The organism is Flavonifractor sp. An4 (assembly GCF_002161755.1).
GTDB classification, from domain to species: domain Bacteria; phylum Bacillota; class Clostridia; order Oscillospirales; family Oscillospiraceae; genus Flavonifractor; species Flavonifractor avicola.
Genome location: NZ_NFIL01000002.1, coordinates 61,675 through 75,767, shown reverse-complemented (window position 1 = coordinate 75,767; position 14,093 = coordinate 61,675). Strand labels below are relative to the sequence as shown.

Annotated in this window: 14 protein-coding genes; 6 read left to right on the top strand and 8 right to left on the bottom strand. The window is 61.3% G+C overall.

The genetic code is table 11. From position 1 onward, the window contains the following. Positions 1–63 precede the first annotated feature (63 nt). Positions 64–846 (bottom strand): type III pantothenate kinase, encoded by a 783-nt coding sequence (locus B5F94_RS01515; RefSeq protein WP_242965532.1) that lies wholly within the window; start codon positions 844–846, stop codon positions 64–66. Between the two features lie 12 nt (positions 847–858). Next, positions 859–1,326, bottom strand: coding sequence for a metallophosphoesterase family protein (locus tag B5F94_RS01510; RefSeq protein ID WP_087326967.1), 468 nt, complete (start codon positions 1,324–1,326; stop codon positions 859–861). Positions 1,327–1,398: 72 nt separating this feature from the next. Here B5F94_RS01510 and B5F94_RS01505 point away from each other — a divergent pair, with 72 nt between their 5' ends. From B5F94_RS01505 to B5F94_RS01495, 3 genes are read left to right on the top strand one after another with little or no spacing between them, the layout of a single operon-like run. After that, positions 1,399–1,659, top strand: a complete 261-nt coding sequence (locus B5F94_RS01505; RefSeq protein WP_087187878.1) for a hypothetical protein — start codon at positions 1,399–1,401, stop codon at positions 1,657–1,659. 24 nt (positions 1,660–1,683) lie between these two features. After that, positions 1,684–2,103 (top strand): hypothetical protein, encoded by a 420-nt coding sequence (locus tag B5F94_RS01500; RefSeq protein ID WP_087326964.1) that lies wholly within the window; start codon positions 1,684–1,686, stop codon positions 2,101–2,103. After that, positions 2,096–2,371, top strand: a complete 276-nt coding sequence (locus tag B5F94_RS01495) for a hypothetical protein (RefSeq protein WP_087187876.1) — start codon at positions 2,096–2,098, stop codon at positions 2,369–2,371. The genes B5F94_RS01500 and B5F94_RS01495 overlap by 8 nt, the downstream gene beginning before the upstream one ends. Here B5F94_RS01495 and B5F94_RS01490 read toward each other — a convergent pair. The 4 genes from B5F94_RS01490 to trpS are packed head-to-tail and all read right to left on the bottom strand — an operon-like array spanning position 2,368 to position 6,460. Continuing rightward, positions 2,368–3,123: a hypothetical protein gene (locus tag B5F94_RS01490; protein WP_087326961.1), complete on the bottom strand. Its 756-nt coding sequence runs from the start codon at positions 3,121–3,123 to the stop codon at positions 2,368–2,370. The two genes, B5F94_RS01495 and B5F94_RS01490, sit on opposite strands and share 4 nt — an antisense overlap. 52 nt (positions 3,124–3,175) lie before the next feature. Beyond that, on the bottom strand, positions 3,176–4,324 hold the full coding sequence (gene wecB, locus B5F94_RS01485; protein WP_087326958.1) for a non-hydrolyzing UDP-N-acetylglucosamine 2-epimerase: 1,149 nt from the start codon (positions 4,322–4,324) through the stop codon (positions 3,176–3,178). After that, positions 4,321–5,436, bottom strand: a complete 1,116-nt coding sequence (locus B5F94_RS01480; RefSeq protein ID WP_087326956.1) for an MraY family glycosyltransferase — start codon at positions 5,434–5,436, stop codon at positions 4,321–4,323. The genes wecB and B5F94_RS01480 overlap by 4 nt, the downstream gene beginning before the upstream one ends. 22 nt (positions 5,437–5,458) lie before the next feature. Continuing rightward, a complete protein-coding gene (gene trpS / locus B5F94_RS01475; RefSeq protein WP_087187872.1) occupies positions 5,459–6,460 on the bottom strand; it encodes a tryptophan--tRNA ligase in 1,002 nt (333 codons plus the stop codon). 179 nt (positions 6,461–6,639) lie between these two features. Between trpS and gltX the strand changes: the two genes are divergently transcribed. The 3 genes from gltX (at position 6,640) to B5F94_RS01460 (ending at position 10,910) form a co-directional block, all read left to right on the top strand. Then, complete coding sequence (gltX, locus tag B5F94_RS01470; protein WP_087326953.1) at positions 6,640–8,124, top strand: glutamate--tRNA ligase; 1,485 nt, start codon at positions 6,640–6,642, stop codon at positions 8,122–8,124. 55 nt (positions 8,125–8,179) lie between these two features. Continuing rightward, positions 8,180–9,538 (top strand): PepSY1/2 domain-containing protein, encoded by a 1,359-nt coding sequence (locus B5F94_RS01465; protein WP_087326950.1) that lies wholly within the window; start codon positions 8,180–8,182, stop codon positions 9,536–9,538. 193 nt (positions 9,539–9,731) lie between these two features. Beyond that, positions 9,732–10,910 carry an iron-containing alcohol dehydrogenase gene (locus B5F94_RS01460; protein WP_087326947.1) on the top strand — a complete coding sequence of 393 codons (1,179 nt, stop codon included), beginning with the start codon at positions 9,732–9,734 and terminating at the stop codon, positions 10,908–10,910. A 73-nt stretch (positions 10,911–10,983) separates the two neighbouring features. Here the strand turns inward: B5F94_RS01460 and B5F94_RS01455 are convergent, their stop codons facing one another. Next, entirely contained in the window at positions 10,984–11,391 is a 408-nt protein-coding gene (locus B5F94_RS01455; RefSeq protein ID WP_158094640.1) for a GNAT family N-acetyltransferase, read from the bottom strand. Between the two features lie 15 nt (positions 11,392–11,406). Beyond that, entirely contained in the window at positions 11,407–14,091 is a 2,685-nt protein-coding gene (locus tag B5F94_RS01450) for an FtsK/SpoIIIE family DNA translocase (protein WP_087326944.1), read from the bottom strand. Positions 14,092–14,093 lie beyond the last annotated feature (2 nt).

Genomic DNA, 14,093 nt, shown 5'->3' with positions numbered 1-14,093 from the left:
ACTGCGGCACGCCTTTTTTTAAAAAAGCGGTAGGCACTGCAATGCAATGCCTACCGCTTTTTCTTAGTGTTTCTTTTCCCGCTCATAGATGATGCGCAGGCCGTCCAGCACCAGCTGGGGGTCCACCACATCGATGAGGTCGGTATTGTCCGCCACCATCCGGGCCAGCCCACCGGTGGCGATCACCTTCACGTCCGGCTCGCCGATCTCCTTCTTGGCCTGACGGATCAGGTATTCAATGGCTCCGATATAACCCATCACCGCTCCCGCCTGGATCTGGCCCACGGCGGTGGTGCCCAGCACGGTGGCCGGTTTCACCAGCTCCACCCGGGGCAGCAAAGCAGTCTTTTGGAACAACCCGTCGATAGATACCCGTACCCCGGCGGTGATACAGCCGCCCAGGTACACCCCGTCCCGACTCACCGCGTCCAGGGTTGTGGCGGTACCGAAGTCCAGCACAATAAGGGGCGTCCCGTATTTGGCCATAGCGGCGATGTCCGCCGCCGCCCGGTCTGGCCCCAGCCGCTCCTCGCTGGCGCAGGGCACATAGGGCAGCCTGGGGTCCAGACCGTCGTCCAGCACCAGAGGGGTCTTGCCCACATACTTCTTCATGGCGTTGGTAAGGGTGTGCATCACCTGGGGCACCACCGAGCCGATCACCACATCCTCGATCTGGTCCAGCTCCAGGCCAAAGCGCTGGAAATACTGGCACACCAGCAGCCCCAGCTCATCAGAGGTGCGGTCGCTGTCCGTCATGGTGCGGAAGCTGCCCTTTAGCTCCGCCCCCTCATAAATGCCGAACACCATATTGGTGTTGCCCACGTCCACCGCAAGCAGCATAGCCATCCTTCCCTTCTCTTATAAATGACTGAGGTAACACACCGCGCCGCCATCCTCCAGGACAGCCACAGCGTAGGTGTGAGGTCCAAAGGTACCAACCGAACCGGGATTCACGATCCACATCCCGTTTTCAAACTCGCAGAAGGCCTCATGGGTGTGGCCAAAGCACAGCAGATGGGCCCCTGCTTCCCTGGCCGCCCGCACCGCCATTCCCATACCCATCTTCACATGGTAGATGTGGCCGTGGGTCATCAGAATCTTACAGCCCTCCAGGGTAAAAACCCGCTCCTCCGGCAGGTCGGGCCGTCGTCCGTCGCAGTTGCCGGGGACGTAGGTTACCGGGATGTTGGGGAACTTGGCGGCCAGGTCCTCGGCGTCCCGGGCCAAATCCCCCAGGTGGAGGATGCGATCAGGACTCTCCAGCCGCACCACATCCTCCATATTGGCCACATTGCCATGGGAATCAGAAAAAATCAGCAGTTTCATACAATCACCTTCTCAAGGGCGGTACATATAATGAAGTGAACGCCACTATATATTAGGGATGGAGTTGATGATATGGGTCAGAACAAAACCGATCCCACCGCCGCCCTGGAGCACAACCGGGCCCTGCTGGAGCAGGTGATCCACTCCCCGGACGCCCAGCGGCTGATGGAATTGCTCAATCAAAATGCCGGCGGCAAGCTGAAAACCGCCGCAGCTTCCGCCGCTCTGGGGGATACCAAGGATCTGCTGGCCATGGTGCGCCAGGTGATGCAGAACCCGGAGGGCGCCAAACTGGTGGAACGTCTCAATCAAACCGCTCCCAAACAGGACTGATTTTACGACAAGGAGGGATGGCCCGTGGCCCAGTTGGAAGAACAACTCAACCAGATCCTGGGCAATCCCCAAGCCATGGAACAGATCATGTCCCTGGCCCAGTCCCTCTCGGGCAAGCAGGAGGAGCAGGCATCCGAACAGCCCGCGGCAGAACCGGAGTCTGAACCGGCCGACCAGCCGCCGGCAGAGAGCGACACTCCCTCCCCCCTGTCCGCCCTGGACGGGCTGGACCCCAGGCTGCTGCGGATGGGGATGGGGCTTTTGTCGGAGTATTCCGCCCAGGACGATAAAAAGACTGCCCTGTTGGCCGCACTCAAGCCCTTTCTCAAGCCGGAGCGGCAGGAAAAGATGGATCAGGCCGTCCGCATCGTCCGGCTTACCCGGGTGATCCGGACAGCGCTGCGGATGTTCCGTGACCGCGGAGAGGAGGAGGACGATGTATAACCGCTACATCCCCAACGGCACCTCCTATACCAGGATACCCCAGGAGGATGCCCCCTCTCCCCCGCCCCGGGAAGAGAAGCGCCCCCCAAAGGCGGGGGGCAAAAAGAAAGCGGGCGCGCTGGGTGAGCTGCTGAAAAGCCTGAAGCTGGACAGTCTGGACACCGGGGATGTGCTGCTTCTGCTCATCCTTCTCTTTCTCTTTCTGGAGGGCGACGATATGGAGCTGGTCATCACCCTGGCTCTGGTGTTACTGTTGGGACTCAATTAACTCGGGTCGTGGAGCACCGTGCCATCGGGCAGCACAAAGGATGCGTTTTCCGGCACGGGCCGGTCCACCGAAAAGGCGCTCATCCGATAAATCAGCTGACCTTCCAGCCTGGTTTCCGCACAGGAGAGCAAGCCGCTGTCCGTGGAGATCCAGTATCGCTCTACATAACCCTGACTGTCAGGCACGGTCTCCACAAAGATGCAGGAGACGCCCTCTTTATCCTCATAGCCGGCATCGGCAATATCCGACTGCTTCAGCTTGAGCACATCCTCATAGGTGGGGATACGCTGACCTTCCAGATCGGCGGAGTCCTCATCCGCCGCCCCGGTAAGCACCCGGCTATTCCCCTCGTACCAGAGCCAGAACTGATCATCCCCTACAATGGAATGGCGGACGGTACCTCCGGGCAGCGTGGCAGTGGTGTGGGTCCAGCCATCATCCACCCACACGGTAGCGTGGGTAACGCCGCTCTGGCCATCCCCCCAGAAGTCCTCAATGGTCACGCTTCGTCCGTAGCTCTCCGGCCGAGTCAGGGTGTGCTCCACCACATACTGTACCGTCTCAGTGGTGATCTCCACCCGTACGTACTCCTCCTCCTCCACCGGCTCCTGTGACTGGCTGGCCGCCGGGGTGGGCAGTTGGATCTTGGCAGTATCAGGTGAAAAAAGGCCGAGTCCAAAGCTGGAGAGCATGGCAACGGTAATGACGATGCCGATGAGCACCACCAGAATATTCCGATTGCGCCGTTCCATGCCGCTCCCTCCTCAGGCTCGACCAAGGGATCTGATCCGTTTGCGAACTCACTTAAACGCCGAACTGCTCCGGCTTATCACTTCTCAGGCCGAACTGCCACTCGATAGCATCCACAATTCTGCGGCAGGCAAAGCCGTCGCCGTAGGGGTTGACTGCGTGGGCCATTTCATGGTAGGTCTTCTCGTCGGTCAGCAGCTCAGAAGCCATACGGAAGATGGTCTCCTCCTCAGTACCGGCGATCTTGACGGTACCGGCCTCCACGGCCTCGGGCCGCTCGGTCTCCCGCCGCAGGACAAGCACAGGCCGTGCCAGGGCCGGGGCCTCCTCCTGCAAGCCGCCGGAGTCGGTCATCACCAAATAGGACCGGGCCATCAGGTTGTGCATCTCCTCCACATCCAGAGGATCGATGAGGTGGATGCGCTGGTGGCCGGACAGGTACTTGGCCGCCGCCTCCCGCACCACGGGAGACAGGTGGACCGGATACACCAGTTCCACATCCTCAAAGGACTCCGCCACCCGGCGGAGGGCGGTCATAATATTGGCCATGGGCTGGCCGTAATTCTCCCGCCGGTGGCAGGTGACCAGAATGATCTTTTTATGCTCATAGTCCAGCTGGTTGAGCAGCTCAGTCGCAAAGTGATAATCCTTTACAACCGTTGTCTTAAGGGCGTCGATAACGGTATTGCCGGTGATAAACACCCCGCCGGTGATGTCCTCCCGGGCCAGATTGGCCACGTTGCTCCTAGTGGGACAGAAGTGCAGGTCGGCAATATCGCCCACCAGCTTGCGGTTCATCTCCTCCGGGAAGGGGGAGTACTTGTCCCAGGTCCGCAGGCCGGCCTCCACATGGCCAACCTTGACCTGATGGTAGAAGGCGGCCAGAGCGCCGGCAAAGGTGGTGGAGGTGTCGCCGTGAACCAGCACCAGGTCGGGCTTGGCCTGCTCCAGCACCTCCTCCATGCCCAGCAGACACTTGGTAGTAATGGTGGACAGGGTCTGCCGGGGCTCCATGATATTCAGGTCGTAGTCCGGCTTCAGATGGAAGATGTCCAGCACGGAGTCCAGCATCTGGCGGTGCTGGGCGGTGACGCAGCAGATGGAAGTGATGCCCGGACGGCTTTGGAGCTCCTGCACCAGGGGAGCCATCTTAATGGCCTCCGGCCGGGTGCCGAAGATGGTCATAACACGGATCTCTTTCATTTCTGCTCCTCCTCCGGACTTTCTTCCGTCTGCTCCTCAGATGCTTTTCCCTTCTCCATATCCTTCCGGTTATTGCTCAGGAAGATATGTCCGGCAATGGCGCCGGCAAAGCAAAGGGCCATCAGCAGCAGCATGGCCTTCACCGGGCCGCTGGTGGTGAGCACCACGGCGGACAGGCCCAGAATGGCGCTGATGATATAGAGCACCGCCACCGCCTGCTTCTGGTTGAAGCCCATGTCGATAAGTCGGTGATGGACGTGGCTGCGGTCGGCGTGCATGGGACTCTGGCCGTGAGCAATGCGGCGGATGAAGGCAAAACAGGTGTCAAAGATGGGCAGGCCCAGCATGAGGAAGGGCACAGCAAAGGAGATAATGGTATAGAACTTGAACAGGCCGTTGACCGACACCACCGCCAGGATATAGCCCAGGAAGGTGGAACCGGTGTCTCCCATGAAGATCTTCGCGGGGTTCATGTTGTAGGGCAGAAAGCCGATACAGCCGCCGGCCAGAGCGGCCATAAGCAGGGCCACGTCCCCCTCGCTGACCACCAGGGCGATGACCAGCAGCGTCATGGAACTGATGGTAGACACACCGCAGGCCAGGCCGTCCAGGCCGTCGATCAGGTTGACGGCATTGGTGATGGCCACAATCCACAGCACGGTCACCGGGACGGACAGCCAACCCAGGTCCCAGTACAGGTTGGAGGAAAAGACGTTGGGGTTGGACAGGGTCTCGATGACGTTGCCGGAGAGCACCGCCACCAGGGCGGCACCAATCTGGATGAGAAACTTCAGCTTGGCTCCCAGCGCGTAGATATCGTCAAAAATACCCAGCACCACGATAATGGTGGCGCCCAGCAGCATACCCCGCATCTGGGCGTTCAGATCCAGAAAAATCAGTACGCTGAGCAGGAAGCCCAGAAAAATGGCAAGGCCTCCCATCCGGGGAATAGGATGATCGTGCATCCGGCGGTTATCCTTGGGTACGTCCACCGCGCCCACCTTAAAGGCCAGGCTCTTGACCACCGGCGTGGCAATCAGCGCCACCAGAAAGGCCACCACCAGAGCGGCCGCCACCATCCCCAGCAGGGGAAGCTCGGAATTGATTGGCATAGGAAAGATGCTCCTTTATCTCTCAGCGGGGGATGAAGCCCACTTTTTTATGGACCTTACGCAGGGTCCGCTGGGCCACCGAGGCGGCCTTCTCTGCGCCGGCGCGGTACAGGCCCTCCAGATAGGCCTTGTCGCCCAGCAGGCGCACCGTCTCCTCCCGGACAGGCCGGAGCAGTTCCACCACGGCCTCACCCACAGCGGGCTTGAAGGCGCCGTAGCCCTTGCCCTCAAACTCCACCTCGATCTGCTCATAGGTCTTGCCGGTAACGGCGGCATAGATGTCGATGAGGGTGGCCACGCCGGGCTTGTTGGCACGGTCATAGCGGACACAGTTTTCCGTGTCGCTGTCGGTGATCGCACGCTTGAACTTGCGCATAATATCGTCGGGGCTGTCCATCAGGTAGACGCAGCCCTCGGGGATGGACTTGCTCATCTTGCTGTCGGGCTGGTTCAGGCTCATGACCCGGGCGCCCACCTTGGGGATATAGGCGTCAGGCATGGTGAACACATCGCCGTAGATGCCGTTGAAGCGCTGGACAATGTTGCGGGTGAGCTCCACGTGCTGCTTCTGGTCCTCCCCCACCGGCACCAGGTCGGCCTGATAGAGCATGATATCAGCGGCCATCAGGGAGGGGTAGGTGAACAGGCCGGCGTTGACGTTGTCGGCGTGCTTGGCGGACTTGTCCTTGAACTGGGTCATGCGGGACAGCTCGCCGAACATGGTGTAGCAGTTGAGCACCCAGGCCAGCTCGGCATGGGCGGGCACGTGGGACTGGATGAACAGGATGGACTTCTCCGGGTCGATACCGCAGGCCACCAGCTGGGCAAAGAGCTCGATGGTCTGGCGGCGGAGGGCGGCGGGGTCCTGCCGCACGGTAATGGCGTGCTCATCCACCACACAGTAGACACAGTTATATTCGTCCTGCAGGGCCACCCAGTTGCGCAGGGCTCCCAGATAGTTGCCCAGATGGAGGGCGCCGCTGGGCTGGATGCCGCTGAAGATGACTTTCTTATTCGTTTCCATAACAGGTTCACACCCTTGTCAAGAGATTTCTGCATAGTTGACGATATAATACCACATTTCCCGGCGGTTGACAAGAATAACAGGGCCGCACTATTGACAATTCTAGGGCTGAAACGGTAGAATAAAGGTTACGATTTGACACCCGTCACCCGGGTATTTTGTTCAACGGAGGGATCTGTATGGATCTGAACTGGTTTGAGGAACTGGAGGGCCGCATCCCCCACGACGGCGTGCGCACCCGTTTCGCCCCTTCCCCCACGGGCTATATGCACGTCGGCAACCTGCGTACCGCCCTGTACACCTGGCTCATCGCCCGTCACAACGGCGGTAAATTCATTCTCCGCATCGAGGACACCGACCAGGGCCGTCTGGTAGAGGGCGCCACCGACGTCATCTACAACACCCTGCGCAAGTGCGGGCTGACCTGGGACGAGGGTCCCGATCTGGGCGGCCCTGTGGGCCCCTACATCCAGACCCAGCGCCGTGACCTGTACGGCAAGTTTGCCGAGCTGCTGGTGGAGAAGGGTCACGCCTACTACTGCTTCTGTGAAAAGACCGAATCCGAGGAGGACTCCGGCGATTTTGACCGGGCCGCTGATCCCTGCCGGGATCTGGACCCGGAGGTTGCCAAGGCCAGAGTGGCCGCCGGCGAGCCCTACGTCATCCGCCAGCGCATCCCTGCTGAGGGCACCACCACCTTCTCCGACGCTGTGTTCGGCGACATTACCGTGGAGAACAAGACCCTGGACGACCAGGTGCTCATGAAGCGGGACGGTCTGCCCACCTATAACTTCGCCAACGTCATCGACGACCATCTCATGGGCATCACCCATGTGGTCCGCGGCTCCGAGTACCTGTCCTCCGCTCCCAAGTACAACCTGCTGTACGAGGGCTTCGGCTGGGAGGTGCCCACCTATATCCACTGCTCTCCCGTTATGCGGGACCAGCACAACAAGATGAGCAAGCGCAAGGGCGACCCCTCCTACGAGGACCTGATCGCCATGGGCTATCTGTCCGAGGCGGTGGTGAACTACGTCACCTTGCTGGGCTGGTCCCCCAAGGGCGCATACGCCGAGCAGGAGTTCTTCACTCTGGCCGAACTGGCTGATATCTTTGACACCGACGGCATCTCCAAGTCCCCCGCCATCTTCGACATCGAGAAGTTGAAGTATTTTAACGCCAACTACCTCCGTTCCCTCTCCCCCGAGGCCTTCTATGAGGGTGCCGAGCCCTACCTGAAGGAAGCCGTCAAGACCGAGGGCATCGACCTGAAGCTGATCGCTCCCCTGGTGCAGCCCCGGTGCGACACCTGGCTGGACATCGCTCCTCAGGTGGACTTCTTCGACGCCCTGCCCGAGTACTCCAATGAGCTTTACTGCCACAAGAAGATGAAGACCACCGAGGAGAACTCCCTGGAGGCCCTGGAGCAGGTACTGCCCGTGCTGGAGAATCTGCCTGAGTGGACCTATGACGCCATCCATGACGCCCTCATCGGCCTGGCTCAGAAATTGGAGCTGAAGAACGGCCGCATCATGTGGCCGGTGCGTACCGCCCTGTCCGGCAAAGCGGTCACCCCCGGCGGCGCGGTGGAGCTGTGCCACATTCTGGGCAAGGAGGAGACCCTCCGCCGCATCAAGCTTGGTATGGCTCAGCTGGCAAAATAAGTGTCACATAGTATGCCCCCTTTTACCCATACTAGCGGTAAAAGGGGGCGTTTTTATGTCAAAACAGAAGATCCGGGTGCTGGCTGTCAGCTTTCTGGCGGCGGCCTTTGTCATTACCGCCGGCTTTGCCGTTCAGGGCCATGTCCGGGCCGCTCAGTACCGGCGGCTGCTGGACAACGGCTACCGCCATGCCTTCGCCGAGCTGACCACCGCCACGGGAGAACTGGAGGTGGCATTGACCAAAATGAGCCACGCCACCTCCCCCGCCCTGTTTGCATCCCTGTGCGCCCAGGCCTACTCCAAAGCCCAGGCCGCCCAGGCTGCTCTGGGCGAGCTGCCCTACGGCAATGTGGAGCTGGAGCAGACTGCCGCCTTCCTGGCCCGGGCGGGTGATTACGCCATGGCCCTGGCCCAGGGGACCTCAGCGGAGCTGGTATGCACCGACGAGCACCGAGACGCCCTGTTCCAGCTGTCCGAGGCGGCCGGCGAACTCTCCCTCACCCTGGAGACCCTCCAGGCCCAGCTGAGCGCCGGGGCCATCCGGCCGGAGGATCTGGCGGAGGCACGCGAGCGGCTGGCGGCCGAGGACGGCAGCGGTCAGGTCAACGGCGGCTCCGCCTTCCAAAGCGTGGAGTCCGACTTCCCCGAGGTACCCACCCTGATCTACGACGGCCCCTTCTCCCAGCACCTGGACGGCCGCACCCCCCGGATGCTGGAGGGCCTGCCTCAGGTCACTGAGGAGCAGGCCCGCGAAGCGGCGGCGGCTTTCCTGGACCTGCGGCCTGAGGTATTCACTCTCACCGCCAAGTCCGAGGGCAATCTGCCCTCCTACGGCTTTAACGCCATGGTGGACGGCGGACAGCTCTATATCCAGGTCACCTGTCAGGGCGGACAGATCCTGGAGGTATTCTCCTCCCGTACCGCCGGAGAGCCGGTGCTCAGCCGGACGGAGGGCTGTGAAAAAGCCGCCGCCTTCCTGGCGGAAAAAGGCTACGCCAATATGGCCCCCAGCTATTTCATGGAACAGGACGGAGTGCTGGCAATCAACTTTGCCCCGGTGGAGAACGGCGTCTACTGCTACCCCGATCTGGTGAAGGTGTCGGTGGCCCTGGACACCGGCGAGGTGGTGGGCTTTGAGGCGGCAGGCTACCTGACCCACCACGGCAGCCGGGACCTGTCCTCCCCCGCCGTGGACGCCCAGACCGCCCAGGCCCTGGTGGACGACTCCCTCACCGTTCTCTCCCACCAGTTGGCTCTCATCCCCACCGGCGGCGAATACGAGGTATTATGCCACGAATTCAAGTGCCAGGCCCAGGACGGCACCCATGTTCTCATCTACGTCAACGCCCAAACCGGCAAGCAGCAGCACATTCTCCTTCTTCTGGAGGACGAAAACGGCACCCTGGTTCTATGATAAAAGCCACAGCAGGCGGACAGTTGTATGCCTGCTGTGGCTTTTTTGTGGAAATTGGTAGAACCAAAAGTTTGGAACGAATAGTTTCTTCTTCATGGATTGACAAAGAATTAACAATGTGCCATAATAGGGGCCGTAAGATCGTTAAACATTTAACGATCAAAATTTAATGAGACATACGGAGGTATTTACCATGTCCCGTTTTACCCTTCCCAGAGACATCTATTACGGCCCCAACGCCCTGGAAAATCTGAAGAATCTGAAGGGCACCCGCGCAGTACTGGTGCTGGGCGGCGGCTCCATGAAGCGGTTCGGCTTTGTGGACAAGGCGGTTGCCTATCTGAAGGAAGCCGGTATTGAGACCAAGCTCATCGAGAACGTGGAGCCCGATCCCTCTGTGGAGACCGTCATGAGCGGCGCTGCCGTGATGCGGGAATTCCAGCCCGACTGGATCATCTCCATGGGCGGCGGCTCCCCCATCGACGCCGCCAAGGCAATGTGGGCCTTCTATGAATACCCCGAGACCACCTTTGAGGATCTGATCACCCCCTTCTCCTTCCCCGAGCTGCGTCAGAAGGCTAAGTTCTGCGCCATCCCCTCTACCTCCGGCACTGCCACCGAGGTCACCGCATTCTCCGTCATCACCGACTATCAGAAGGGCATCAAGTATCCTCTGGCCGACTTCAACATCACCCCCGACGTGGCCATCATCGACCCCGCTCTGGCCGAAACCATGCCCCCCAAGCTGGTGGCTCACACCGGCATGGACGCTCTGACTCACGCCATCGAGGCCTATGTGTCCACCCTGCACACCGTCTTTACCGATCCTCTGGCCCTGAAGGCCATTGACATTGTGAACCATGATCTCATCAAGTCCTACAACGGCGACATGACTTGCCGTGAGGAGATGCACTACGGTCAGTGCCTGGCCGGTATGGCTTTCTCCAACGCTCTGCTGGGCATCGTTCACTCCATGGCCCACAAGACCGGCGCCGCCTTCTCCACCGGCCACATCACCCATGGCCTGGCCAACGCCATGTACCTGCCCTACGTCATCGCCTACAACGCGAAAGCGCCCGGCGTGGCGGAGCGCTATGCTGACATCGCAAAGACCATGGGCATCACCGGCACCGTGGAGGAGTGCGTGGAGGGCCTGCGTGCCAAGATCCGCTCCATGAACGACGCCATGGGCATCCCCAACACCCTGAAGGACTTCGGCATCATCGAGGACGAGTTCAAGGAGAAGCTGACCGCCATCGCCGCCAACGCGGTGGGCGACGCCTGCACCGGCTCCAACCCCCGTCCCATCGATCCCGAGACCATGGCCAAGCTCTTCACCTGCATCTACTACGGTGAAGAAGTCAACTTCTGATCTCCCACAAACCCTTACCCATACATACAAGAGGAGCGCAGTCCGGCGACTGCGCTCCTCTTGTTTGATTTGATTACAGCTCTTTGACATAGAAATAGTGGCCGTAGCTGCCGGTCCCCTGCTCTACCGCACCGAAGCGGTGGTAGCCCATCTTCTCATAGAAGCGGGGGGCCTGAAAGCCGAAGGTATTCAGCTCCAGCCGCTTGGCGCCCTGCCGGGCTGCGTTCTCCTCCAGCTGCTCCAGGATGCAGGCGCCCAGACCGGCGCCTCGGTGGTCCTCTGCCACCCACAGCACATCCAGCATGGCCAGCTCCCCCATCCGGAAGGCATCGCAGCCGCCGATGATCCGCCCGGCTTGGTCGATAACCACCAGGGACAGATCCGCCGTATCCGGCACAAACTTCCGGTTATAGGCCCGCAGTCCGGCGTGGATGGCCTCACCGGCCCCCTCGTCGGCGGGACGGATTACAAACTGCTCCATTCCCATCACTCCATATCAAAGGGGGGGCATATCCCGGCTCTGGGGAATGGCGTCCCCCTCAAACTCCAGCTCATCGGGCACCGGCTCCGGCGCACTGCCGGCCATGTCCTGCTTGAACTGCATCTCCTGCCACTGTTCCTTGCTGATAAGCACCTGCCGGGGCTTGGAGCCCTCAAAGGGTCCAACGACCCCCTTCTCCTCCATCTGGTCCACCAGACGGGCGGCACGGGAATAGCCCAGCTTGAGCCGCCGCTGGAGCATGGACACCGAGGCCATGCCGGTCTCCACCACCACTTCGATGGCGGCAGGCAGCAGCTCGTCGTAGTCGTCTCCCACCTCTTCCGGCGCGGAGCCGCCCACGCCCTTGGAGCCCTTTTCCTTCTCGGCGGCGTGCTTTTCGATGTCGTGCATAATCTCCTGATCGTACTCGGCCCCGCCGCTGTTCTGCTTGATGAAGCCCACCACGGCGGCCACCTCCTCATCGGAGATCAGGCAGCCCTGAACACGCTGGGGCTTCCCGGAGCCCAGGGGGAAATACAGCATATCGCCCCGGCCCACCAGCTTTTCCGCGCCGGTGGTATCAAGAATAATACGGGACTCCAGAGAGGAGGCCACGGCGAAGGCGATACGGCTGGGGATGTTGGCCTTCATCAGGCCGGTGATCACGTCGGCGGAGGGCCGCTGGGTAGCAATGATCAGGTGCATACCGGCGGCACGGCCCATCTGGGCCACCCGGCAGATGGACTCCTCCACCTCCTTGGCGGCCACCAGCATCAGGTCGGCCAGCTCGTCGATGACCACCACGATCTGGGGCATCTTCTCCATGTCGTCGGTCTTGGCTGCATGGGCGTTGTAGCTGGCCAGATCCCGGACACCAATCTCAGAGAAGGCCCGGTACCGCTTCATCATCTCCACCACCGCCCACTGGAGGGCACCGGCGGCCTTCTTGGGGTCGGTAACCACCGGGATGAGCAGATGAGGAATGCCGTTGTAGATGCCCAGCTCCACCATCTTTGGGTCCACCATGATGAGGCGGACCTCCTCCGGGGTGGCCTTGTACAGCAGGGAGATAATGAGGGAGTTGGTACACACCGACTTACCGGAGCCGGTAGTACCGGCGATCAGCAGGTGGGGCAGCTTGGCGATATTGCCCACAATATTGTTGCCGCCGATGTCCTTGCCCACGGCAAAGGACACCTTGGAGGGGTTGTCCCGGAATTCCCGGGAGTCGATGACGTCATGGATGTACACCGGGGACACCAGGCGGTTGGGTACCTCGATGCCCACCATGGAGATCTGGTTGGGGATGGGGGCGATCCGCACGCCGGTGGCCCCCAGAGCCAGGGCGATATCGTCGGCCAGATTGGTCAGCTTGTTGAGCCGCACGCCCTGATCCAGCTCCAGCTCATACCGGGTCACCGAGGGGCCCCGGGTCACGTTGGAGATGCTGGCGTCGATGCCGAAGGAGCGGATGGTATCGCTGAGGCGGGCCTGGTTGGCCCGCAGCTCTCCCGCCACATCGGAGCTGGATACCCCCTCCCCTTCCGTCAACAGCGAGACAGGGGGATACTGGTAAGCCACAGGCTCTTCCTCCAGGCTTCGGGCAATGTCCTGGGCCACCTCGGCGGCGGCCTGGGCGGTCTCCTCCCTCTGACGGGCCTTGGCGGAGGTAGGAGGCACGGCGGGCTCCCGCACGATCTCAGGTACAGGCTGAGGTGCAGGCTGGGGCACAGGCTGAGGTTCCGGAATGGGTTCCGACTCCGGCTGGACCACAGGCTGGGGCTGGACGGCCTCATGCCGGATCTCCGCCGGGGTGGCAAAGGGCAGGGCCTCCTCCTCCGGCACCTCCACCTCCTCCGTCTGGGCCTGGGTGGTGCCGGTCAGCACCTGGTCGGGGGTGGGCACCGAAGGCTTGCGGTTGAAGAAGCGCTCCTTCTTCTCAATGGGCTTGGGCTCCCGCTTCTTGCCCACCAGAGGTCCGTCATCCACCGGAATATCAATCTGGGGCTGCTGTTTGCGGCCCTCCCGGACAGGTTCCGGCTCACGTTCGGCTTTCTTCCGGCGGGGACGGGGCTCGGGGATCTCCTCCTCCTCGTACTCCGGACGGCTGCGAAGCCTGTCCACCACATCGGTGGGGGAAATATGGAAGCACACCATAACCAGGATCACAGCCAGCAGCACAAAAATGATACCGGCGCCGATCTTGCTGAACACAGCCGTGAGACCCAGTGCAATCACACCGCTGATCACACCGCCGCTGGCCAAAGCCTCGCCCTGTTTCCAGAGCAGTTCAGGCAGCTTCATATCCCAGGCATAGGCACCCCGGGCCAGCAGCAGGTGGAAGAAGCCGCCTGCCAGCACCGGCAGCAGCAGGGCGCACCACACCCGAAGCCGCACCGGGCGGCCCCGATGGAAGGCCAGAATACCGCTGGCCACCAGCAGCATGGGGGGCAGCAGCAGATAGCCATAGCCGATCAGCCCCTTCACCAGCCCGCAGAAGAAGTCGATGAAAATGGCCTGGATGTGGAAATAGCCCAGCGCGGCAAAGATGGCCAGCAGCAAACACACCACAGCACCCACCTCCCGCCGGACAGGGCGGGGGGCGGGCTTTTTGCGGCTGGATGCGGTGCGGGAAGAGGAGGACCGGCTGGAAGGGGCAGTCCGCTTCCCTCCGGTGCTTTTCTTCTTTGCGGTGGCCATGG

Excerpts from the sequence above, each read along its gene's own strand:
- B5F94_RS01515 (WP_242965532.1), bottom strand. The coding sequence starts at position 846 with ATGGCTATGCTGCTTGCGGTGGACGTGGGCAACACCAATATGGTGTTC.
- B5F94_RS01510 (WP_087326967.1), bottom strand. The coding sequence starts at position 1,326 with ATGAAACTGCTGATTTTTTCTGATTCCCATGGCAATGTGGCCAATATG.
- B5F94_RS01505 (WP_087187878.1), top strand. The coding sequence starts at position 1,399 with ATGGGTCAGAACAAAACCGATCCCACCGCCGCCCTGGAGCACAACCGG.
- B5F94_RS01495 (WP_087187876.1), top strand. The coding sequence starts at position 2,096 with ATGTATAACCGCTACATCCCCAACGGCACCTCCTATACCAGGATACCC.
- B5F94_RS01490 (WP_087326961.1), bottom strand. The coding sequence starts at position 3,123 with ATGGAACGGCGCAATCGGAATATTCTGGTGGTGCTCATCGGCATCGTC.
- wecB (WP_087326958.1), bottom strand. The coding sequence starts at position 4,324 with ATGAAAGAGATCCGTGTTATGACCATCTTCGGCACCCGGCCGGAGGCC.
- B5F94_RS01480 (WP_087326956.1), bottom strand. The coding sequence starts at position 5,436 with ATGCCAATCAATTCCGAGCTTCCCCTGCTGGGGATGGTGGCGGCCGCT.
- trpS (WP_087187872.1), bottom strand. The coding sequence starts at position 6,460 with ATGGAAACGAATAAGAAAGTCATCTTCAGCGGCATCCAGCCCAGCGGC.
- gltX (WP_087326953.1), top strand. The coding sequence starts at position 6,640 with ATGGATCTGAACTGGTTTGAGGAACTGGAGGGCCGCATCCCCCACGAC.
- B5F94_RS01465 (WP_087326950.1), top strand. The coding sequence starts at position 8,180 with ATGTCAAAACAGAAGATCCGGGTGCTGGCTGTCAGCTTTCTGGCGGCG.
- B5F94_RS01460 (WP_087326947.1), top strand. The coding sequence starts at position 9,732 with ATGTCCCGTTTTACCCTTCCCAGAGACATCTATTACGGCCCCAACGCC.
- B5F94_RS01455 (WP_158094640.1), bottom strand. The coding sequence starts at position 11,391 with ATGGAGCAGTTTGTAATCCGTCCCGCCGACGAGGGGGCCGGTGAGGCC.
- B5F94_RS01450 (WP_087326944.1), bottom strand. The coding sequence starts at position 14,091 with ATGGCCACCGCAAAGAAGAAAAGCACCGGAGGGAAGCGGACTGCCCCT.